At 68.4% G+C, this 20,963-nt stretch carries 13 protein-coding genes; 2 read left to right on the forward strand and 11 right to left on the reverse strand.

The window, feature by feature from the left end:
• The first annotated feature begins 248 nt into the window (after window positions 1-248).
• On the forward strand, window positions 249-1,280 hold the full coding sequence (locus N4261_RS12830; RefSeq protein WP_261760523.1) for a YihY/virulence factor BrkB family protein: 1,032 nt from the start codon (window positions 249-251) through the stop codon (window positions 1,278-1,280).
• 54 nt (window positions 1,281-1,334) lie between these two features.
• Here the strand turns inward: N4261_RS12830 and N4261_RS12835 are convergent, their stop codons facing one another.
• On the reverse strand, window positions 1,335-2,252 hold the full coding sequence (locus N4261_RS12835; protein WP_261760524.1) for a LysR family transcriptional regulator: 918 nt from the start codon (window positions 2,250-2,252) through the stop codon (window positions 1,335-1,337).
• A gap of 116 nt (window positions 2,253-2,368) precedes the next feature.
• On the opposite strand from N4261_RS12835, the gene N4261_RS12840 reads away from it, so the two are divergent.
• A complete protein-coding gene (locus tag N4261_RS12840) occupies window positions 2,369-3,019 on the forward strand; it encodes a pyridoxamine 5'-phosphate oxidase family protein (RefSeq protein WP_261760525.1) in 651 nt (216 codons plus the stop codon).
• An 87-nt stretch (window positions 3,020-3,106) separates the two neighbouring features.
• Here the strand turns inward: N4261_RS12840 and N4261_RS12845 are convergent, their stop codons facing one another.
• From N4261_RS12845 to xylA, 10 genes are all read right to left on the reverse strand, one after another.
• Window positions 3,107-3,523, reverse strand: a complete 417-nt coding sequence (locus N4261_RS12845; RefSeq protein ID WP_261760526.1) for a hypothetical protein — start codon at window positions 3,521-3,523, stop codon at window positions 3,107-3,109.
• A gap of 62 nt (window positions 3,524-3,585) precedes the next feature.
• Window positions 3,586-5,073, reverse strand: a complete 1,488-nt coding sequence (locus N4261_RS12850; RefSeq protein WP_261760527.1) for an MFS transporter — start codon at window positions 5,071-5,073, stop codon at window positions 3,586-3,588.
• Window positions 5,074-5,098: 25 nt separating this feature from the next.
• Window positions 5,099-6,196, reverse strand: a complete 1,098-nt coding sequence (locus tag N4261_RS12855; protein WP_261760528.1) for a LacI family DNA-binding transcriptional regulator — start codon at window positions 6,194-6,196, stop codon at window positions 5,099-5,101.
• Between the two features lie 52 nt (window positions 6,197-6,248).
• Window positions 6,249-7,643, reverse strand: coding sequence for a GH1 family beta-glucosidase (locus N4261_RS12860; RefSeq protein WP_261760529.1), 1,395 nt, complete (start codon window positions 7,641-7,643; stop codon window positions 6,249-6,251).
• 64 nt (window positions 7,644-7,707) lie between these two features.
• Window positions 7,708-9,078 carry a GDSL-type esterase/lipase family protein gene (locus tag N4261_RS12865; RefSeq protein WP_261760530.1) on the reverse strand — a complete coding sequence of 457 codons (1,371 nt, stop codon included), beginning with the start codon at window positions 9,076-9,078 and terminating at the stop codon, window positions 7,708-7,710.
• Window positions 9,079-9,163: 85 nt separating this feature from the next.
• The gene (locus tag N4261_RS12870) at window positions 9,164-11,773 is read right to left on the reverse strand and encodes a glycoside hydrolase family 95 protein (protein ID WP_261760531.1); all 2,610 of its coding nucleotides are present in this window, start codon (window positions 11,771-11,773) and stop codon (window positions 9,164-9,166) included.
• Window positions 11,770-14,112, reverse strand: a complete 2,343-nt coding sequence (locus N4261_RS12875; protein WP_261760532.1) for a hypothetical protein — start codon at window positions 14,110-14,112, stop codon at window positions 11,770-11,772. The genes N4261_RS12870 and N4261_RS12875 overlap by 4 nt, the downstream gene beginning before the upstream one ends.
• Before the next feature lie 93 nt (window positions 14,113-14,205).
• Window positions 14,206-15,882: a DUF5597 domain-containing protein gene (locus N4261_RS12880; protein ID WP_261760533.1), complete on the reverse strand. Its 1,677-nt coding sequence runs from the start codon at window positions 15,880-15,882 to the stop codon at window positions 14,206-14,208.
• 249 nt (window positions 15,883-16,131) lie between these two features.
• Window positions 16,132-19,266 carry a TonB-dependent receptor gene (locus N4261_RS12885; RefSeq protein ID WP_261760534.1) on the reverse strand — a complete coding sequence of 1,045 codons (3,135 nt, stop codon included), beginning with the start codon at window positions 19,264-19,266 and terminating at the stop codon, window positions 16,132-16,134.
• Window positions 19,267-19,638: 372 nt separating this feature from the next.
• Complete coding sequence (gene xylA / locus N4261_RS12890) at window positions 19,639-20,958, reverse strand: xylose isomerase (protein ID WP_261760535.1); 1,320 nt, start codon at window positions 20,956-20,958, stop codon at window positions 19,639-19,641.
• Between the last annotated feature and the right edge of the window lie 5 nt (window positions 20,959-20,963).

The raw sequence follows: 20,963 nt of genomic DNA on the forward strand, positions 1-20,963 counted from the left end.
CCTCCGCCGTGTCCGCCCGATCGCGTCGTCATTCCCGTCGTTCGCGCCGGTCGGGTCACGCCGGACCTCCTCAGCAGCGCCAACCCAGGTCTGTCCGTGAACCTCGCCGTCCCTTTGCTGTGGTGCCTCGCACCGGGCGCACCGCCCAGGCCCGCCTTGACTGCCTTATCGGAGAGGCCAGATCTGGAGAGGTCCGATCTGGTCGGTCTGGCCGCTCTAGAGAATCCGGCGGATTCGGCGGGGCGGCCATGTCGCGCCTGAAAGACCGCTTCCAGCGCCTCCAGCGGTCGGTCATGCGCCTGCCGGTGATCGGCGTACTGCTGCAGGCCATCCGCAACTATGTGCTGCACCAGAGCGCCAACCAGGCCGGCAGCATGGCGTTCTCGTCGGTCCTGTCGATGTTTCCGCTGCTGTTGCTGCTGTCCGCCGGCGCGGCTTACATCGGCTCGCCCGGGGATGCTGCCGCACTGGCCACCCGTGCCGTGGAGTACGCGCCGCCGCTGGTGCGCAGCGCCTTGCAGCCGGTGGTCAACCAGGTGCTGGCGCAGCGCAGTCAGGCGCTGCTGGCCATCGGGCTGTTCGTGACGCTGTGGACCGCCTCGTCCGGCATGCAGGCGGTGCGCACCGCCTTGAACCGGTCCTACGGCATCCAGCGCGGCCTGCCTTTCTGGAAGGCGCGGCTCAAGGTCACTCTGTTTACCGTGGTGGTGGGCGGCGGGATCCTGCTCATCTTCAGCTCGGTGATCGTGATGCCGTATGTCTGGGAGGCGCTGGAGCGCAGCGTCGGCGCGGGTCAGGACACCCTGTGGCTGCGTCACAGCGTCCGCTATGGCGTCGCGCTGCCGGTGCTGGTGCTGCTCTATGCGCTGCTGTATGGCTGGCTGCCCGACACGCCGCAGCGCTTGCGCACCGTGCTGCCGGGTGCGGTGGTGGGGGCGGTGCTTTGGGTGGCCGCCGCGGCGGTGCTGTCGTACACGCTGCGCAGCGCGGGAAAGCTCGCCCTGCTGTATGGGAGCTTCGCAGGCGTGGTCGCGACGCTGGTCTTCCTCTACATGAGCGCGACCACGCTGATCTACGGCGCCGAAGTCAACGGTGTGCTGCGGGCGCGTCTGGAGAAGCGACGCCAGGATGCGTCCGGCGCTCCTGAAAAGGCGGTGAAGGTCGAGGGGGCCGAAAGCGCTGAAAAGACTGAAAAGACGGAGACGGCCGAGAAGGTGGAGACACCGGCGACACCGAAGCCGCCCGGGAAGTCGGAGCAGCCCGTTCAGGGTGAGACCTGACCCTGCGCGACCTTGCCGTGCAGCGGGTCCGGGCTGCCGATCAAGACGCTGGGTTCAGCCCGGCGCACCGATCCGCGCCAACGCGCGCAACGCGTCACGGAGCCGGTCGCTGGCGAAGTCCAGGAAGCGACGCGTCTTGAGCGGCAGTTGGGTCAACGGCGCGTGGACGAAATGCACCGGCACGGGCGCCGACTCCGAAGCGGTGAGCAGCAGCACCAGGCGAGCAGCCTGCACGGCATCGGCCACCTGGTAATGAAGCAGGCGAACGAAGCCGATGCCGCTCTGTGCGGCGTCCGCCGCGGCCTCTGCACCAGACACTGTCAGCCGGACCTGCCGCCCGAACCGCTCCTGGCCGACGCCTGCGCCCCGCGTCGCCAGGGTGGGCAAGGGAATGTCCACCGCGACCTCGGGCCAGGGCGCAAGATCCTCGGGCTGATTCACCGGGCCCCACTGGGCCAGCAGCGCCGGACTGGCCGCGATCACCGACCGCATCGTGCCGAGACGGGTCGCAATCAGGCCGCTGTCGGGCAGGGTGCCGATCCGCAGCGCCAGATCGGCCGCGCCGCCCACCAGGTCGACGTGATGATCTGCCAACTGCAGGTCGACCTGGATCCCCTCATGCTGCAGCAGGAACTCCCGCACCAGCGGCAGCAGGTGAAGGCGTCCGAACGCCCGTGGCGCGCTGATCACCAGTCGCCCGGTGGGCGCCACGAACTCGCCCGCCGCATCCCGCTCCATCTCGTCCACCTGCATCAGCACCTGCCGCGCACTGGCGACGTAACGTTGCCCGGCCTCGGTCAGGGTCAGCCGACGGGTGCTGCGAATCAGCAGGTCGGCGCCCAGTTGCTGTTCCAACTGGCCGATGTGGCGGGTCAGCGTGGCCACCGGAATGCCCCGCAGCCGCGCAGCGGCTGAGAAGCTGCCGGCGTCCAGGGTGTCGAGCAGCAGCGCCATCGCATCCAGTCTGTCCATCGATCTCCTCACTCCGTGCGCAGGTGTTGCTCAAGTTCAGCGGATTGTTCCGTGGGCGCCGCCCCGATATCGTCTCCCTGACGGCGGACGAATTGTCAGTCGAACTGGAGAGGCCCATGGCTTACGGATTCCTGGATGTGGCGGTCACGCCGGCGGTGAAGGCGGTTCAACAGGCGCAAGGGGTGGCGCACATGTGGGAGGGCTTTCTCGGCCACCGCGAGTTCGATCGCTTCAGCGACGGCGAGGCCGAGTTCATTGCCGACCGCGACAGCTTCTACCTTGCCACCACCTCGGAGACGGGTTGGCCTTATGTGCAACACCGGGGCGGCCCCAAGGGCTTCCTGAAGCTGGTGGACGACCGCACCCTGGCGTTTGCCGACTATCGGGGCAACTTCCAGTACATCAGCGTCGGCAACCTGGCGGCGAGCGACAAGGCCTGTCTGTTCCTGATGGACTACCGCCACCGCACCCGTCTGAAGATCTACGCCCATGCCGAGGCGGTGGCGCTGGACGCCGATCCTGCGCTGACCGCCTTGGTCTTGGACGGCCCCGGCGGGCAGGGCGGCAAGGGCACCAAGGTGGAACGGATCATCCGGTTGCGCTTGCAGAACTTTGACTGGAACTGCCCGCGCCACATCGTGCCTCGGTTCACCGAGTCCGAAGTGGCCGAGGCGATCCAGCCCCTGAATGAGCGCTTGGCGGCGTTGGAGGCGGAGAACGCCCGCTTGCGTGCCCAGGTGGAAGGGGTGGCCGGGGCGGCGGGCTGACGCTCCCGGAGGTGGGTACCTGACAGGTTCGATGATTTCGAACGTCTGCGTCCGTGGGGCGGTAGGGCGATCGGAACGCCGCTTGGACTACCCAGGGATCGCCTCGAGGTCGGGCTCGACAAAGGCCGCGCGGGCGCGCTCGGAAAACAACGCGGCGGCCGAGTAGTGGGTGAGCATGACCTGGGTGTCCAGAAGCGGCTGGCTGTGCGCCACAAACGCTGAGAACGACGGGCTGCTTCGTCGATTCATGAAGTGCGACACCGCCATGACCCAGGCCCTGGTGAGGGTCTCGTGGTACTTGGCCGCCGGAATGCCGTTGGCTTCGAGAAACGAGCGCAGTGCTCGGCGCATCTTGTGTTGCGCCTGCGCCAGATCCCCTTGGCACAGGTACACATAGGCCAGCCGCAAGTGCGCCAGGTGATCGAACGCGGAGGCGGGCACATCGCCCGCTTCGACTTCACGCTGAAACGCCAGATCGGACTCAGAGGCAGTGGAAGCAAGCACAACGTTCTCCTGGGAGGGCTGGCGATCAGTTTATCCAGCTCATCCCACCGTTGTGTGCCGTTTCATACCACGCCGCGTTGCGCCTCCAGCGCATCGCGAATCTCCAGCATCCGCTTCTCCGTCAGTTCGAAGCGCATCAGCGCCACCAGCGCCAGCACCAGCCCGATCACCGGAATGCCCGACAGCAGGATGCGGATCATGAAGATCGCATGCTCCGACTGAGCCGGCAGCTTGGAATCGAAGCCGGTGAACTGCAGGATCCAACCCGAGGCGCCCACGCCCAGCGCGATGCCCACCTTCGAGATCCAGGACTGGCAGGCCGAGAACGAGCCCTCGCGGCGCTGGCCGGTCTGCAGTTCGTCGTAGTCCACCACGTCCGCCACGGTGGAGCCGTAGAGCGTCCAGAAGCCGGCACCGGTGAAGGCCACGAAGCCGCAGGCCAGCAGCTGCAGCGCCGGGCGCGCCGGGTCGTACAGCCACCAGTCGCCGATGAAGGCGCAGATGGCCAGGATCAGCACCAGCGCCAGTGCCGCCCGCTTGCCATGCCGCTTGGCCACGCTGCCGAAGAACGGAATGCCCAGGAAGCCGAACACCATGCCCGACAGGCCCATGGCGGTGTTCCACTTGGTGGCCAGGGCCACATCGCCATGGCAGACGTAATAGACCGTGGCGTAGTAGCCCAGTGCCGCCACCATCGCGGTGCCCATGCCGTAGGCCAGCATCATCAGCAGCACATAGCGGAAGGGCTTGCAGCGCAAGGTGCGCCACAGGGTGTCGGCAAACGGAATGTGGCTCTGGGTGCGCGCCACCAGCGAGACGTAATAGCGCTCCCGCACCACGAAGAACATGATGATGGACACCGCCACCATGATCGCGCCCAGGATGGCGCAGTAGGTCTGCGCGCCCAGCAGGATGTCGGGCTTGCCATCGGCGCCGCGGAAGATCGCCAGCGTGGTGAACTGCGCGGCGAAGAACATCGCCAGCTCCGGGGCCTTCTGGATCGCGTTGCGGGCCTGCATGACCCGGGTGCGCTCGTGATAGTCCGGCGTCATCTCCGCACCCAGGCTCAGCCAGGGCATGTTGAAGCAGCTCATCACCGGCACATAGATGATGGTGGAGACCACCATGAAGATGAAGTACTGCGTGTCGGTCCAGCCCCGGCCGACCGCGAACATCAGCGGCAGCCCGATGCCCGCCAGCACGCCGCCGACCAGGATGAATGGCCGACGCCGCCCGTAGCGGGTGCGGGTGTTGTCGGAGATCCAGCCAAACAGCGCGTCGGAGCCCGCGTCGACAAAGATCTTGATCATCTGCGCCGTCGAGATCAGGCCCGGCGCCACCCCCAGGAAGACGTTGAACACATGGAAGGCCAGCGACGGATAGAGCCAATGGCCCCACATGTCGATCAGCGAGCCCAGGCCGTAGCCCACCTTCTGCCGCGTCGGCACGCGGTCGCCGGCGCGGGATCCGGACGGCGGGGCCCCTGCGGCTGCGCCGGCAGGCCCCTCGGCGTCGGCAGGGGAATGGGGAGTCAAAGGTGTGGCGCTCATGGCGTTGGCGGGGTGACCCCGGGTTTCATTCGATGCGCAGCGGCTGGGACCGCGGTGCGCCAAGCGTGGTGCCGACCACGAGTTCGGTCGGCAGCACGAGGTTGGTGACGGTGGGCGGCGCAGCGTCGCCCAGCTTGGCATCCACGCTGTCCACCAGCAGGCGCGCGGCCCGCTGGCCCAGCTCCCGCAGCGGTTGACGCACGGTGGCCAGCCGCGCCGCGCGGGCCAGCACCGTGTCGTCGAAGCCCACCAGCGACACCTGCTGCGGCACGGCGATGCCGCGGGCGGTCAGCACGTCCAGACAGCCCATGGCGATGGCGTCATTGCCGGCGAAGATCGCCTGCGGCATCTCTTCGCCGCGGTGCGCCTGCAGCCACTGGGTCAGCAGCCGCCGGCCCGATTCGGTGTTGAAGTCGCCGACGACGACATGGTCCGGCGGCGGCTCGATGCCCGCCAGTTCATGCGCCCGCCGATAACCGTCCACCCGGCGCCGGGCCCCGAGCGAATGCGACGGCCCCGCCAGATGCAGGATGCGCCGATGCCCCAGCGCCAGCAGATGGCTGACCATCGCCTGCGCACCGGCCTCTTCATCCGATTCCAGATTGATCACGCCGGGGAAGTCCACGTTGGCATGGATGCTGACGATCGGGGTGTGGTCCGGCAGGAAGCGCGCATCTTCCGCACCCAGCAGCGGCGCGAGCAGGATCAGCCCGTCGATGCGGCCGTCGCACAGCTGCGGAATGCGCGCCGCGCCCTGGGCCCAGTCGGGCAGGGCGAACACGGTGGTGTTCTGCCCCAGCTCCGCCGCCGCCTCGATCACACCGTTGAACACTTCCAGGAAGTACTGGTTGAGTTCATCGCGGGACAGCGTCGTCGCCAGGCCGAGCGTGTTCATGCGGCGGTGGGTCAGGGCGCGGGCCGTGGCATTGGGCCGGTAGTTCAGGCGCCGCGCCGCCTCCAGGATGCGATCCCGCGTCTCGTCGGAAATGCGCGCCGAGGTCTTGGCGCCATTGAGCACAGCGGAGGCCGCCATGGCGGACACGCCCGCCTCGCGGCCCACGTCCGCCAGCGTCGCGGCATGGCGGGTGGTGCGGGCCTTGGTGCTGGAGGGGGGCGTGCTCATGGTGACGGTCTCTGCGGTGGCAGCCGCCGGAGCGGCTGGGTGGACGGGCGCATCAGAGGATGCGACGCGCCCGCATCACCTCGGCGTAGTAGCGCGCGGAGAGCTTGGGCGTGCGCTGCAGTGTCTCGTAATCGCAGTGCACGATGCCGAAACGGCGCTGGTAGCCGTCTTCCCACTCGAAGTTGTCGATGAAGGACCAGAGGAAATAGCCGTCGATCGGCACGCCGTCGCCGATGGCGCGATGCACCTCGCGCAGATGGCTGCGCAGGAAGTCGCGGCGGTGCAGGTCGTGGACCTCGCCGTTGCGCACCGGCTCGTCGTCATAGCCGCAGCCGTTTTCGGTGATGTAGATCGAACGATGCCCGTACAGCTCGGTGGCCAGGCGCGGCGCCCAGTAGATCGATTGCGGCACCAGGTGCAGCCAGGGCGGATCGGCGCGCGGGTAGTTGGCCGGCAGCACCAGCTGCTCGTAGCCGAGTTCGTTGTCGGCGGCGCGCACATAGTGGGCGGTGTAGATGTTCAGGCCGAGGAAGTCGGTCGGCTGGCTGATCAGCTCGAAGTCGCCCGGCAGCACGGTCGGGGCGTCCGCTCCCGCCCGCTTCAGGTAGCTCGGCGGATAGTGGCCGGCGTGGATCGCGCCCAGGATGTGGGCATTGCGGTCGCGGAACCAGGCCGTTGCGGCGGCGATGTCGGCCTCGGTCTCGGTGACTGGCACGCAGACATCGCTGTTGTCGGTCAATCCGACCTGGGCGCCCGGACCGCCGAACTGGCGCACCGCCCGCACCGCATGGCCGTGGCTGACGATCGCATGGTGATAGGTCTGGTTGACCACCGCCGCCGATTCACGGCGTCCCGGTGCCTTGGTGCCGAAGCCGTAGGCCAGCATGGTGAAGCAGCGGATCTCGTTGAGGGTGATCCAGTGCTTGACCTCGCCGGCAAAGGCCTTGACCACCACCTCGGCATAACGGGCAAAGGCATCGACCGTCTCGCGGGAGGTCCAGCCGCCGCGCGCTTCCAGCGCCAGCGGCAGGTCCCAGTGGAACAGGGTGACCCACGGCGTGATGCCGTGCTTCTTCAGGCTGGCGAAGAGGCGGTGATAGAAGGCGATGCCTTCCTCGTTCACCGCACCGGTGCCGTCCGGAATGATGCGTGGCCAGGCGATCGACAGCCGATAGTCCTTCACCCCCAGCGAGGCCATGAGCGCGAAGTCCTCGTCGAAGCGGTGGTAGTGGTCCACCGCCACGTCCAGCGTGTCGCCGCCGTGCACCGCACCGGGCTGGCGGGCGAACCGGTCCCAGTTGGATTCGCCCTTGCCGCCCTCGAAGGCCGCGCCTTCGATCTGCGGTGCGGAAGCGGACACCCCGAACACGAAGCGGTCAGGGAAGGGCGAGGCGTAGCCGAACGGCGTCGGACGGTCGGCGGGGGGCGTGGGGGTGGTGGACGTCAAGGGACTGCTCTTGGTGGAAAGTGAAGGGGAGGGCAAGGGCCAGGGCCAGGGCGCGAGGGCGGCCTCAGCGGGACTCGGCCAGCAGCCGGGTCAGCGTGGGATGCAGCGCCTCGGCCCACTGGCGGTAGCCGCGTTCGCTGAGGTGCAGCCAGTCGGGCATCACGTCGGCCGAGAGCGTGCCGTCGGCATTCATCAGGGCGGCGTTGATGTCCAGGAAGTGGACGACCTGCTGATCGGCGAAACCGCGGATCAACTGGTTGATCTGGTGGTTGATGGCGCGCAGGCGGCTGTCCGGCTTGGGGTCGCGCGGGAAGATCGCCAGCAGCAGGATCTTGGTGGCGGGCTGGCGCATGCGGATCTCGTCGATCAGCCGGCGGATGCCCGCGGCGGTGGTGCGCGGGTCTTCCTGGCGGTCGCCGGTGTTGTTGGTGCCGATCATCATCACCGCCACCTTGGGGGCGATGCCGTCGATCTCGCCATGCTGCAGCCGCCACAGCACGTTCTCGGTGTGGTCGCCGCCAAAGCCCAGGTCCAGCGCCTGGTACTTCGCGAAATGCTCGGCCCAGACGGCCTTGCCGGCGTCTTCCCAGCCGTGGGTGATGGAGTCACCGATGAACACCACCTCCGGGTTCTTGCCGGCCTCGCGCAGCGCACGGATCTCGGCGAGCTTCTGCTCATGGCGCGGCATCCACCACTCCAGCGCCCAGGCCTGCAGCAGCGGGGACGGCGTCACCGATTCGGTGCGGTAGTCGGCGCAGACCGCATTGGCCTGGCCGCGACGCAGCACCCGCACATTCGCGATCGAGAGCTCGCCGCGACCGCTGGTGTCCACCGCGAAGGGCTGGGTCACCCGGCTGAAATCATCGCCCTCCCGATGGAAGCAGGACAAGGCGAAGGACAGCCGCTGCCAGCCCTTGCCCTCCAGCGCGCGGCCGGGGATCAGGTAGTTGACCTTGCGCTCGCAGCCGTCGCCGCAGGCCAGCTTGAAGACGAGGCCGGCCTGGCTGAGGTCCTTGACCTGGATGTCGAATTCGATCGTGCCGTGGGCCAGGTACGGGCGCAGGTCCACCGGCGGGCCGCCTTCCAGCCGGAGGTTGGCCGACCAGGCGTCCTTCCACTGCAGGGTCAGCGCATCGCGGGCGCTGTCCTTGGCACTGCGACGGGCACCGACCTGGCTGGCCTCGACCTTCGGCTGCGCCGGCTTGGGCACCTCGGCTGTGTCGCCGCTCAGGGTCTGGCTCTGTTCGAAGTCCCCCACCGTCACCCGATAACCGGGCAGCGGCTGACCCACGAAGAGCCGCAACTCGTCAGCGGCGGCCGTGGACGGGGACACGGCCGTGGCGGCCGCGGCGGCAGCAGCGGCAGCGACAGAGGTGCCATCGGCCGCCAGGGCCGAGGCGCCCGCGGACAGCAGGGCGGCGGTGGTGACAGTCATGAGGAGGGGTGACAGCGTCATGGGTGGGTTGGCGTTGAGATCGTGGGGAGGTCGGGGCCCGGGCGCATGCAGGCGCGGTGGTCCGTCATCGGATCGGTCGAAGTTCGCCATCAAGCTGGCGAACGTCTCCGGGCTGGAGGCTGAGCGTCATGCGGCGATCGCCCACGCGCAATGTCACTGGGCGGGCCCCGCTGAAACCGTTGCTCGACGCCCGCAGCCGGACCTGGGTGAGGCGGCCGGCCGCCCAGCGCAGGTCGACCTCGAGACCGCCGCGGGCCCGCAGGCCGGTCGCTTCGCCATCGGGCCAGGCCGAGGGCAGCGCCGGCAGCAGGGCGATGTCGCCGTCGTGGGACTGCATCAGCATCTCGACGACCGCGGCGGTATAGCCGAAGTTGCCGTCGATCTGGAACGGCGGATGCGCATCCAGCAAGTTGGCATAGGTGCCGCCGGCGTTGTTGTGCTCGGTGCCGGTGTCGCGCTGTTCGGCCGCGCGGGCACCGGGCGTGGCGAGCAGGCCGCGCAGCATGCGGTAGGCACGGTCACCGTCGCCCAGGCGCGCCCAGAAGGCCATCTTCCAGGCCATGGACCAGCCGGTGCCGGCGTCGCCGCGGGCTTCCAGGGTGCGGCGCGCGGCGGCGGCCCATTCAGGCGTGCGAGCAGGCGAGATCTGGCGGCCCGGGAACAGGGCGAACAGATGCGACACATGGCGATGGGTGTCGCCGGGGGTGTCCAGCACCGGATCGCGTTTCTCCTCCCGCCATTCGAGCAACTGGCCCCAGCGGCCGACCTTCGGTCCTGCCAGCCGGTCCCGCAGCGATGCCACCCGACGGCGCCAGGCGGGCTCGGTGCCGAGCGCATCCGCAGCGGCCACCGCGTTGTTGAACAGGTCCCACAGGATCTGCTGGTCGTAGCTGACGCCATCCTCCACCGGGCCATGCTCGGGCGACCAGCCCATCGGCGCGACCAAGGTGCCGTCCGGCAAGGTCTTGAGCTGGCCTTCCCAGAAGCTCACCACCTCCTTCATCAGCGGCAGCGCCACCTCGCGCAAATAGCGCTTGTCGCCGCCGAAGGCATAGTGTTCCCAGAAGTGCTGGGCATACCAGGCATTGCCGGTCTTGTTCCACAGGTAGCCCATGGCGCCGAACGGATTGGACTCGGTGCGCACCGTCCATCCGCGCACCGGCCGGCCCTGCGCATCCAGGAAGCGCTCTTCGGGCGGACGGGCATTGCCGGCATGGGCATCGATCGGGATCGGCTCGCTGGAGGCTGACGACGCCGCCGGCCCCGCTGCCTTGTCCTGTGCCTGTGCCTGGGCCTGCGCCTGCGCCTGCGCTTTCACCGATTGAGCGGCGACCTCGGCCACCGCCCGGCGATAGACCGGCACCTGGCTTTGCACGAAGCGCAGGAACGGCTGCGCCATCTCCGCCAGGTTGGCCGTTTCCGCCGGCCAGTAGTTCATCTGGACATTGATGTTGGTGTGATAGTCCGAATTCCACGGCGGCGTCAGGCTGTCGTTCCACAGGCCCTGCAGATTGGCGGGCAGGGCATCGCGGGAACTGGCGATCAGCAAGTAGCGGCCGAACTGCGCCTGCAGGGCCTCCAGCTCGGGATCCCGGCCGTCGCGGGTGTAGCGCTGCAGCCGCTCGTCGGTGGGCAGGGCGCGCCGCGCGGCGTCGCTGCGACCCAGGCGCAGCGAGAGCCGATCGAAATAGCGGCGGTGGTCGGCCACATGCCGTGCCCGCAACTCCGGCCACGGCAATGCGGCAGCAGCATCCACCTGCGCCGTGACCCGCGCGAGCGGATGCTCGCCCTGGAAGCCGCGGGCCGCATCCGGCACATAGCTGGTGCCCGCGCCCAGCACGATGGTGAGCGCATCGCAGCCGGTGAACACCAGGCGGTCGCCGTCGACCCGCACCGAGCCGCCCTCCGCCACGACCTGCGCCTGGGCCGCATAGCTCAGGCGGTTGGTGCTGGGCGTCTGGTCGTTGGGCTGGCCATCGGTGCGTGGCACCACATAGCCGGCGAGCGAGCCGGTGGCATACAGCCGCTGGCCGGCGGCCACGAGGTGCGCACCATGCCGATCCCGCAGCGCCAGGCTGCCGCTGTACTGCCCGGGCCGGTCGGCGCTCAGGCGCAGCACGATCACCTGCGACGGATGGCTGGCCAGCACTTCGCGCCGGAACCGCACATCGCCCCGGCGGTAGTCGACCCGATGGATGGCGTCGCCGATGTCCAGGCTGCGTTGGTAGTCGTCGGTGTGGACGTCGTGGCTGGGCAGGCTCAGCATCAGATCACCGAAGGGCTGGTAGGCGCCCATGACACGGCTGTCGCCGGTCCACAGCGAGTTCTCGTTGAACTGCACCCGGTCCTGCGCGAGCCCGCCGAACAGCATCGCGCCCAGGCGCCCGTTGCCGATCGGCAAGGCCTGACGCTCCCAGCCCTGCGGCGTGTCGGGCGCGGGGGCGGTGTAGTGCAGGCGCAGGTCCGAGGCCGTCGCCGCCGCGGGGGCCACCATCAAGGCCAGCGGCGCCAGTGGCAGCAGCCACAGGGTGACCGCCAGCAGCGCCGACGCGGTGGCGGCCCGTGCGCGTGCCAGGCGCGGCGTCGGCGATGCCGGGCGGCGATGGGCGACGTCGGAGGAACGATGGGACGTGGTCATCGGGTTGTGACGGGGGGAGACGGTCGGAAGCCTCATGGCTGAGCCTTCGCCTTGGACTGCGGACGACCGATGATCACGCCGCGGCCGTGCGGCGCCAGGAACACGGTGCCGTGGGTGAGCGGATCGGCGGTCATCGACAGCAGCCGGCCATAGCGGTGCAAGGCATCGCCGATGCGCACGAAGTGCCGGCCTTCGTCATCGCTGCGGAAGTAGCCTTCCACCGGCGAGGCGCCGCCCGCCGAGACCCTGCCCCAGACATAGATCGCGTGGTACGGCGCGCCAGGGGCGGCTTTGCCCAGCGCGACCATCCAGGCCTCGGCCACCGGCGGGATGGCGCTGGGCGCCCCCAGCGCGTTCTCGGTGCCGGACAGGCGAAACAGGCCGTGAGGCAGCGCCAGCCAGAGGTCGCGACCGCGGCCCGGGGCGCTGATCAACTGCGCGTTCTGGCCGTCGTTCAGCGCGGGCAGGCCGGTGAGCGCGGGGGCGAAGGACTGCCCGCCGTTGACGCTCATCAGCACCCGGCCCTGCGCGCGGTCCAGCAGGTAGAACACGCCTTCCACCGCGCGATCGGCCACCGGCGCCAGCAGCGGGCCGGGGTCGGCGGGCCAGCCGTCACAGCGGGCCCAACGGCGACCCTGGTCCTTGGACCAGAGCGCCGGTTGGCGTTCCGGTGCCCAGACCATGAAGCCTCCCTTTGCGCTGACGGCGACCAGGCCGGTCGGCGCGCGATGGCCTTGCGCGGTCTTGGCCACGCGGTCGGAGGGGCCGAATGCACGCCAGCTCTTGCCGCCGTCGATCGAGGCATAGCCGCCGGTGGCGACATGGTCCGAGGTGCGGGCCAGCACGCGCGGTTCCAGTTCGGCGACATCGACCGAGCGATTCGTCTCGTTGCTGGGGGCGAACAGGCCAGTGGCCGGCGATTGGGTCAGGTCGTCCCAGGCGGCGCCGGAGACATCGCCCATGGCGGCCAGCAAGGCTGCGCCGCCCGAGGGGCTGCGGATTTCCAGCGTGGCGGTTTCTTCGATGTTGTTGACCTCGAAGCGCCAGTTCACGGTGCCCGCGGCATCGGCGGCATTGGCGACGTCGGAAGGACCGGCAGCACCGGCCGTGCGGGCGGCCTGGGTGGCTTGCGTGAGGTTGTCCGTCATCCACAGGCCGTAGCCGGTGCCGTAGACCGCGCGGGCGCTGTTGAACGGGTCGATCTTCACATCCGCGATCCAGTGCCCCATGGGATCGGGACGCCGGGTGGCGCGCTTGTAGTTGGCCAGCCAGGGGCGGGCCGCGACCTCGTGGCGCGATCGGGCGCCCAGGGCCGTCCAGTGCGCGCCGCCGTCCTCGCTGAGGAACAGGTCGTCGCCCTCCGCCCAGCGTTCGATGGTGGAGACGATCAGCCGACCCGGCTGCTGGCGATCCACATCCAGGCCGGAGTAGCCGAAGCCCTTCAGCCCGATACCGGGCTTGACCGGAGTGATCTCCGTCCACACCGGGCGACCGTGTCCGGGGTCGCGCTTCCAGATGCCGCCCGTGGTGGCATAGCTGGGATTGGCCACATGGACGCCATCCCCGATCGCAAAGGCCACGTAGAGCACCCCATCCGGTCCGATCGCCGCATGCTGCGGTGCCTGGGCCGGCGTGCCGGGTTCGCGCTGGAAGGTCTTGCCGCCGTCGTCGGAGACATACAGGCCCGGCTGGTCGTGGCTGCCGACATAGAGCCGCGAGGCCGGCTTGCCGGCGCTGCCGCTGGCGGGATCCATCAGTACCAGCGAGACGTGCCTTACCGGCAGGTCGAGCTGGCGGAAGCGGCGGCCGCGATCGGTGCTTTTCAACAGGCCGTCCTGCGAGCTGCCGAGATAGAGCACCTCGCCAGCCCACGGATCCACCTGCAGCCGCTCGCCGCTGCCGCGGCCCGGCGAGTTGCCACCGACCTTGACGCCCAGCTCATGCACGGTCCAGCTGCGTCCGCGGTCGGTCGAAGCGAGGAGCGCGCCGTCGCGCACCTCCTTGGACAGGTAGAGGCCGCACAGGGCGTACAGACGATCCGCATCCCGCGGGTCCACCGCCAGGCTGAGCACGCCCATCAGATCGGCATCGGCCTTGTCGAGATGGTCCAGCAACGGCCACCAGCGACGCGCCTGCGGATCGAAGCGGTAGGCGCCACCGATGTCGGTGCGGCAGTACAGCAGGCCGGCCTCGCGGGGATGGAACAGGAAGCCGTCGATGTAGCCGCCGCCGCCGAAGGGCACGCTGCGCCAGTCGTAGGGCTCGACGGTGGGGCGGGCCGAGGCGTCCGCGTCGGCCGCCATCGCGGCGGGCAGGGCGGCGCCGGAGAGGGCGGCCATGCCGGCGGTGTGGGCGATGAAGCGTCGACGTTGCATGGGGCGTGGATCCTGTGTGCGGTGCGGTGAAGGCCGTGAGCGCGTTGAAGGCGGCGAGGGTGGTCGTCGGGTGGTGGCGGGCTGGGAAAGCCGTCAGTAACGGCCGAGCTTGATCCTCAGCACGGTCGGCGTGGCGGGCAGGTTGAGGCCCCAGTCCACCTGGTCGCCGTTCCAGTGGCGGCTGATGATCCAGTGGCCATCCGGGCCGAAGCGGCCTTCCTGGGCATGGACCAGCATCGTGCCCAAGCCCTTGAACGAGGCGTCCGGATCGAAGCGCACCCGGGCCTGCTGGCCGGCGACGATGAATTCGTCGTCGCCGATCTGGGCAATCGCCACGCCGCCGTTGGGACGGCTGGCCGAGGGTGGTGCATCGTCCTTCAACTGCGGCCAGCTGCGCTCGCCGAACTGCCATTCGCCGAAGCTGACCTTCGCCGTCCAGCCCTTGAGCGCCACGGTCTGCGGCTGGCGATCATCGCCTTCGGCCACGCCGTGGGTGCGGCCTTCCAGCGCCCACTGCGCCCATTGCGTGGCCATCGGTCGGAACAGCCCGTAGACGGCGGCGATGGGCGCGGTCATGCGGGCATCGGTATAGGGCGATCCCAGCGGATAGTTGCTGTAGTTCGCATAGTCCACGCCGAACGGCGCGACGCCGATCGCGCCTTGGCCGAGGATGGCGTAGTGGTAGCGGGCGTAGGTGGCGGCATTGCCGATCTCCGGTACCCACAGCGGGTTGTCCCGCCGCTGGAACTGCTGGAGGATGGCCGCGACCTTGGGCGACTCGGGCATGTAGATGTCCGGGCCGACGATGTCGATCTTCGGCGCTGCGGCCTTGTAGAGGCCGATGACGTCATGCGTCGGGCCGCCGCTGGCGAAGTCTTCCTTCCACGGCGCCATCGGCGCCAGCGGATCCCGCAGCGCGTTGTTGACGAACATCGGCAGGTCGTAGACGCGACGCCCGGCGGCGGCGATTTCACCGATGTAGCGGGCAATGGCCCAGCTGTGGAAGTACTGCTCGGCATAGTCGCCGTAGACGGCCTTCCAATTCCCACGGGCCGCGCCCGGCACCGGGGCCTTCTGCTGCCGAAGCACCTCGCCGGGCACGTCGGCCTCGAACGCCTTTTGCGCTTCGGGGCCGTGGTCGCGCGCCAGGCCGTAGGTGCCGACCTCGTTCTGCACCTGCACCATGATGACGGTGCGGGTGGCTTCATCCACTTGCTTCAGATGGCCCATCAGGGCGACGAAAGCCCGCTTGTCCGCCTCAAGCGTCTGCGCGCCGAATGGCGACAGGCAGTAGTTGAACTTGCCCTGTGCATCCCGCATGCGGGGAAAGCGCGGGTTGTCGAACTTCACCCACGCCGGCACATATTGCGGACTGGTGTTTTTCCAGGTGGCGAACCACAGCAGCACCACCCGGACGTTGCGCTCCCGCGCCTGGGCCAGCAGCGTATCCACGAAGCTGAAATCGAATCGGCCCTCGACCGCTTCCACCTGCTCCCAGGCCACCGGCACCACCACAGTGTTGGCCTGCGCATCCTTCACCGCCGGCCAGACCTGCTGCAGGGCCTCGGCCGAGTTGCTGGAGTTGTGGACCTGGGCGCCCAGGATCAAGTAGGGCTGACCGTCCACCAGCAAGGCGTGCCGACCGTCGCGTTCGACCAGTCGTGGCAGCTCGGCGGCCGCGGCCAGGGTCGGTCCGGTCGCGATCGCTGCGGCCAGCATCATCGGAAGGGCGAGGGCGGTGGCGCGCACGAGGGCGCGCAGGCGTCCCATCGACGTGCGAAGGCCGATGGCCGGACGGCGCGGGGTCGCGGGGGGGCGCGGCGCTACGCGGACCTGACCGAGGCGCGAGACGAGGGACCGGGACGAGACCTTGTTCAACGGAACTTCCTTTGGCTGATAGGACGAGGGCGACGGGCCCATCGATCGCGGTGGCGGCGGACTGTCCGCCAAGGGCCGAGGAGCGGCAGCTGTTGTGCCGTGCGGACCGCCCCGGCCGGCGCGGAGCGGTCCGCACGCGGCTCAGAAGCTCATGCGGGCGGAAACGGTGTAGCGCCGGCCGGTGTCGAACCAGGCGCGCCCCATCGTGCCGATGTGCTGCTGCATCAACTGCTTGTAGGTCGCATTGGTCAGGTTCTGCGCTTCCAGGCCCAGCGTCAGATGGTCGCTCCACTTGTAATAGACGCCGCCATCGAGCTGGCCGTAGCCGTCCGCCCAGGTCGGCAGCGCCCAGCCGACGTTGGTCTGGCCGACGGTGGGGCTGGCCGGATTGGTGTCCAGGCCGTCGCCGCCGTTGGTGCCGTTCACATTCACCGCTTGCAGATACTTCGAGCGCCAGCTGTAGGCCAGGCGCGCGGAGATCGGGCCGCGGTCATACATCAGCGACAGGTTGTAGGAGTTCTTCGACAGGTTGGCCAAGGGCAGGTTGCCGAAGGTGCGGCCATCGGTGTCGCAGCCGTTGAGGTTCAGGTTCAGGTTGGCGGTGTTGTTGCCGCCGGCGCAGTAGACCGAGTTCACCGGGTTGTACAGCTTGGTGCTGCTGTCCACATAGGTGTAGTTGGCCTGCACGCCGAAGCCCGAGAGCCAGCCCGGCAACGCGTCGAAGTAGGTCTGGAAGGCCAGCTCGAAGCCGGTGACCTTGCCCTTGGCGCCGTTCACCGGCGAGGTGACGGTGAAGCTCTGGCCCTGGCCGCTGCTGTCGATGAGGGTCTTGGACGTCGTCTGATTGATGATGACGTCCTTCAGATCCTTGTGGAAGGCCGCGAAGGTGAGCGAGCCGGACCGGCTGAAGTACCACTCGGCGGTCAGGTCGGCCTGCGTGGCGCGGATCGGCTTGAGCATCGGATTGCCGGCCGCCGTGCCGCTGCGGGTCACGTTGCTGACGGTGGTCACGCCGTTGGCATCGGTGGTGGAGGTGAAGTCCTGCGACAGGGTGGTGTAGGCCTGCAGCTTGTCGAAGTCCGGACGCGACACCGCTTTGGACACCGCGAAGCGGAACTGCAGCTTCTCGGTGGCCTTCATGCGCAGGTTCAGGCTGGGCAGGCTGTTGGTGTAGGTCTGGGTGAAACTGTTCTGCTCGGAGAAGTCGGCGATCACCGGCACCGGCACGCCCACCGAGCCCGCCGGGATCGGCTTGCCGGTGAACACGGTGTAGCCGCTGGCCTCGGAGCGGGTGCGCACCACCCGCAGGCCCACATTGCCGTCCACCGGCAGCGGCAGGTCGTCAAAGGCGAAGCGCAGTTGCGCATAGGCCGCCTGGGTCTTCTCGCTCTGGTCGTTGGTGCCGGCGGGATCGGTGCCGAAGCTCGCCGGCGCCCAGGGCGTGCAGGAGGCGCTGGAACCGCCGTGGGCTTCGGCGCACAGGATGTCGTGGTACTTGTGCAGCGCGGCATAGCTGCTGGGGTAGCCGGTCGCGGTGTTCAGCGTCGGGAAGATCAGCGACGGCACCGAGGCCTTGCCGCCGAAGAAGTTGTTGAAGTTGTAGACGTAGGTGTTGCCGCTGAACCGGGGATCGTTCAGGTAGGCGAGCTGATTGATGTCCCAGCCCAGTTGCCAGGTCTGCGAGATGGGCGACCAGAAATAGCTGGGAATCGTGTTGATGGTGGTGGCATCACGCTCGGCCAGGCGCACGCCGAAACGCAGATCCTGCAGCACGCCGTCTTCGAAGCGGAACCGGGCATCGCCCTTCCAGGCCTTTTCGGTGGCCTTGCTCTTGTCGCGGTGTTCCTGGGTGAAGGCCCAGTAGTAGCGCGACGGATCGACCAGTGCCGCGCGGTCCGCGTCGTCGAAGATCAGCTGCGGACGGCTGCCGCGCAGGTCGATGGTTTCCTTGTCCATCTGCACGCCGGTGGCGACCGTGGAATCGAAGGAATCGGTGGTGGCGCGGATGTACTGCAGGTCCGACGTCAGCTGCCAGCGGTTGTTGGGCTTCCAGTTCAGCCGCCAGCCGAGGTCCTCGGTCTGGGAGTTGCGGTTGGCGCTGCGGGTGTCGGCCCCGAAGTTGATGCCGGAGCCGTCGCTGTTGCTCAGGGTGCCGGCCAGGAATTCACCGTTGCTGCCGAAGACACCGTTGCTGACCTTGAGCTTGTAGGGATCGGACTGCGCGAAGATGGCGCGCTCGTCCCACTGCATCTTGTACTTGCTCTTGAAGTAGGTGAGGCTGGAGTCGACGGTCTGGTTCTTCCATTGCAGCGCGCCATACAGGCCTTCGCGCTTGCGATCGAAATTCAGCGTCCGCCAGGCCGATCCCTTGGGCACCCAGAGGTAGCTGCCGGCGGGCTGGCCGTCCACCGCGTTGGCCAGCGGATAGTAGGGCTCGACCTGGAACGCATCGGTGCGGGTGCCGCTGCGCGAATTCGCCAGATGCAGCAGCGCGCCGAACTGGCCCAGGTCGGTGTTCCAGCGGTTGCTCACCAGGCCGGAGACGCTGGGAGACGACTTTCCCCTGAGGTCCGAGTAGGTGGACTGCACCGACAACGCTGTCTTGAGGCCGTCGAAATCGAAGGGCAAGGCGGTGCGCAGGTTCACCAGGCCCCCCAGACCGCCTTCGATCTGCTCAGCCGATGGATTCTTGTAGACATCGACCGCCGCCATCAGCTCGGGCGGGACATCCTCATAGTTGAGCGAGCGACCGCCATTGGCCGAGAACGAATCGCGACCGTTCATCTCGGAGCGCACCCAGGTCAGGCCGCGAATCGTCACGCCGGAGCCTTCGACCGAGAAGTGCTCCGGATCGCTCTTGGACATGGTGCGGTCCATTGCCACGCCGGCGATGCGCGACAGCACCTCGGTCACCGAACGGTCGGGCAGCTTGCCGATGTCGTCGGCCACGATGGAATCGACGATCTCGTCGGAGTTCTGCTTGATGCGTTGGGCCGAGCTCAGGGCGGCGCGCTTGCCGCTGACGATCACGGTCTCGACGCGGGTCGGGCTGTCCTTGCCGGCGTCGGCATTGGCGGACGTGGCCGCGGTGTTGCTGCGGTTGTCCGACCTGGCCTCGGACGCTGCAGCGGCGGGCGCGGTGGCCGAAGGTGGGGCGGTCTGGGCGCCTTGTGCAAAGGCGCCGGCGGAGAAAGCGAGGCTGCCGGCCAGACTGCCCGCCAGCAGCGCGGCTTGGGCGGCGGCGAGGGACACCGCGGTCCGTTGAGGGGTGCTCATGTTGTCTCCAATCTTGTGTCTGTTGTGGGCCTCTTGCTCGGTGGCGAGGCCTCATGAGGCGATTCACGGGCGCAACGACGTCGAGTGCGGCGTCGGGGAGGTGCGAGTGCAAATGCCCGGCGGCCAGGGCCCTGAGGCCGACGCGGGCGGTCGTTACTGCCGATCGGTACTGCTCAAAACTCCGAGAGGGCTCCGTCGTTGCGGAGCGAACCCAGGCCAGCGGTGGAGCCCGCGGCCGTCGATCGCCGCACCCGGCGGACGACCCTGCTGAAGGCCCGGCGGGTCAGCCGCCGGACCGATGGAAAGAGAGCGGAAGGGGCGGGGCCTGAGTCAGGCCGCCCACGGCCGCGCCAGGCGGCCATGGGCGCCGGATCAGCCCACGCAGAAGCGATTGACCAGGTTCTCCAGGTATTCCTGGCGACCCGACCGCGGAGCGACATCGGCATTGCGTGTCAGCGTGCGGTCGGCGAGCTGGTCCAGGCTGAGCTGGCCGTCCAGGATCTCGCGGCCTTCCGGCGCGTCCCAGCCGGCATAGCGCTGGTCGAGCGCCTGCTGCAGGCGGCCGTCCTGGATCATCTGTTCAGCAATCAGCAGGCCCTTGGCGCAGACATCCATCCCGCCGATGTGGCCGTGGAAGAGGTCTTGCGGATCGATGGACTGGCGACGCACCTTCGCATCGAAGTTCAGGCCGCCGCTGCCCAGCCCGCCGGCTTGCAGGATGTGATAGAGCGCCAGCGCGATCTCTGGCACGTTGTGGGGGAACTGGTCAGTGTCCCAGCCGAGTTGGGGATCGCCACGGTTCATGTCGATGCTGCCCAGGATGCCGAGGGCGGCGGCGGTGGCGATCTCATGCTCGAAGCTGTGGCCGGACAAGGTGGCGTGGTTGGCCTCGATGTTGACCTTGACCTCTTTTTCCAGACCGTAGCGGGTCAGGAAACCGTAGACGGTGGCGCTGTCGAAGTCGTATTGGTGCTTGGACGGCTCGCGCGGCTTGGGTTCGAGCAGGATGGTGCCCTTGAAGCCCTTCTTGTGCTTGTAGTCCACCACCATGGACAGGAAGCGGCCGAGCTGGTCCATCTCGCGCGAGAGGTCAGTGTTGAGCAGGGTCTCGTAGCCTTCGCGGCCGCCCCACAGCACGTAGTTTTCACCGCCCAGTCGCATGGTGGCGTCCATCGCGTCGCGCACCTGCAGGGCGCCGAGGGCGAAGATGGCCGGATCCGGATTGCTGGCCGCGCCCGACATGAAGCGGCGATGGCTGAACAGGTTGGCGGTGCCCCACAGCAGCTTCATGCCGGTGCGCTGCTGGTGCTCGCCCAGCACGTCGACCATGCGCAGCAGATTCTCATGGCTTTCCTTGGGCGTGGCGCCTTCGGGCGCGACATCGCGGTCATGGAAGCAGTAGTAGGGCGCGCCGAGCTTGGAGAAGAACGAGAAGGCGGCATCGGCCTTCTGCTTGGCCAGTTCCATCGGCGAGCCGCCTTCGAACCACGGGCGTTCGAAGGTGCCGCTGCCGAACGGGTCCAGGCCGGTCCAGCAGAAGCTGTGCCAGTAGCAGACGGCAAAGCGCAGGTGCTCCTCCATCCGTTTGCCCAGCACGATGCGGTCCTTGTCGTAATGGCGGAAGGCGAGTGCCTCGTCGGTGGCGGGGCCCTGATAACGGATCGGGGCGATGGCGTCGAAATAGCTGCTCATGGGGG

It is taken from the genome of Roseateles amylovorans, assembly GCF_025398155.2.
Lineage (GTDB): Bacteria > Pseudomonadota > Gammaproteobacteria > Burkholderiales > Burkholderiaceae_C > Roseateles > Roseateles amylovorans.

Excerpts from the sequence above, each read along its gene's own strand:
- N4261_RS12830 (WP_261760523.1), top strand. The coding sequence starts at position 249 with ATGTCGCGCCTGAAAGACCGCTTCCAGCGCCTCCAGCGGTCGGTCATG.
- N4261_RS12835 (WP_261760524.1), bottom strand. The coding sequence starts at position 2,252 with ATGGACAGACTGGATGCGATGGCGCTGCTGCTCGACACCCTGGACGCC.
- N4261_RS12840 (WP_261760525.1), top strand. The coding sequence starts at position 2,369 with ATGGCTTACGGATTCCTGGATGTGGCGGTCACGCCGGCGGTGAAGGCG.
- N4261_RS12850 (WP_261760527.1), bottom strand. The coding sequence starts at position 5,073 with ATGAGCGCCACACCTTTGACTCCCCATTCCCCTGCCGACGCCGAGGGG.
- N4261_RS12855 (WP_261760528.1), bottom strand. The coding sequence starts at position 6,196 with ATGAGCACGCCCCCCTCCAGCACCAAGGCCCGCACCACCCGCCATGCC.
- N4261_RS12865 (WP_261760530.1), bottom strand. The coding sequence starts at position 9,078 with ATGACTGTCACCACCGCCGCCCTGCTGTCCGCGGGCGCCTCGGCCCTG.
- N4261_RS12870 (WP_261760531.1), bottom strand. The coding sequence starts at position 11,773 with ATGAGGCTTCCGACCGTCTCCCCCCGTCACAACCCGATGACCACGTCC.
- N4261_RS12875 (WP_261760532.1), bottom strand. The coding sequence starts at position 14,112 with ATGCAACGTCGACGCTTCATCGCCCACACCGCCGGCATGGCCGCCCTC.
- N4261_RS12880 (WP_261760533.1), bottom strand. The coding sequence starts at position 15,882 with ATGGGACGCCTGCGCGCCCTCGTGCGCGCCACCGCCCTCGCCCTTCCG.
- N4261_RS12885 (WP_261760534.1), bottom strand. The coding sequence starts at position 19,266 with ATGAGCACCCCTCAACGGACCGCGGTGTCCCTCGCCGCCGCCCAAGCC.
- xylA (WP_261760535.1), bottom strand. The coding sequence starts at position 20,958 with ATGAGCAGCTATTTCGACGCCATCGCCCCGATCCGTTATCAGGGCCCC.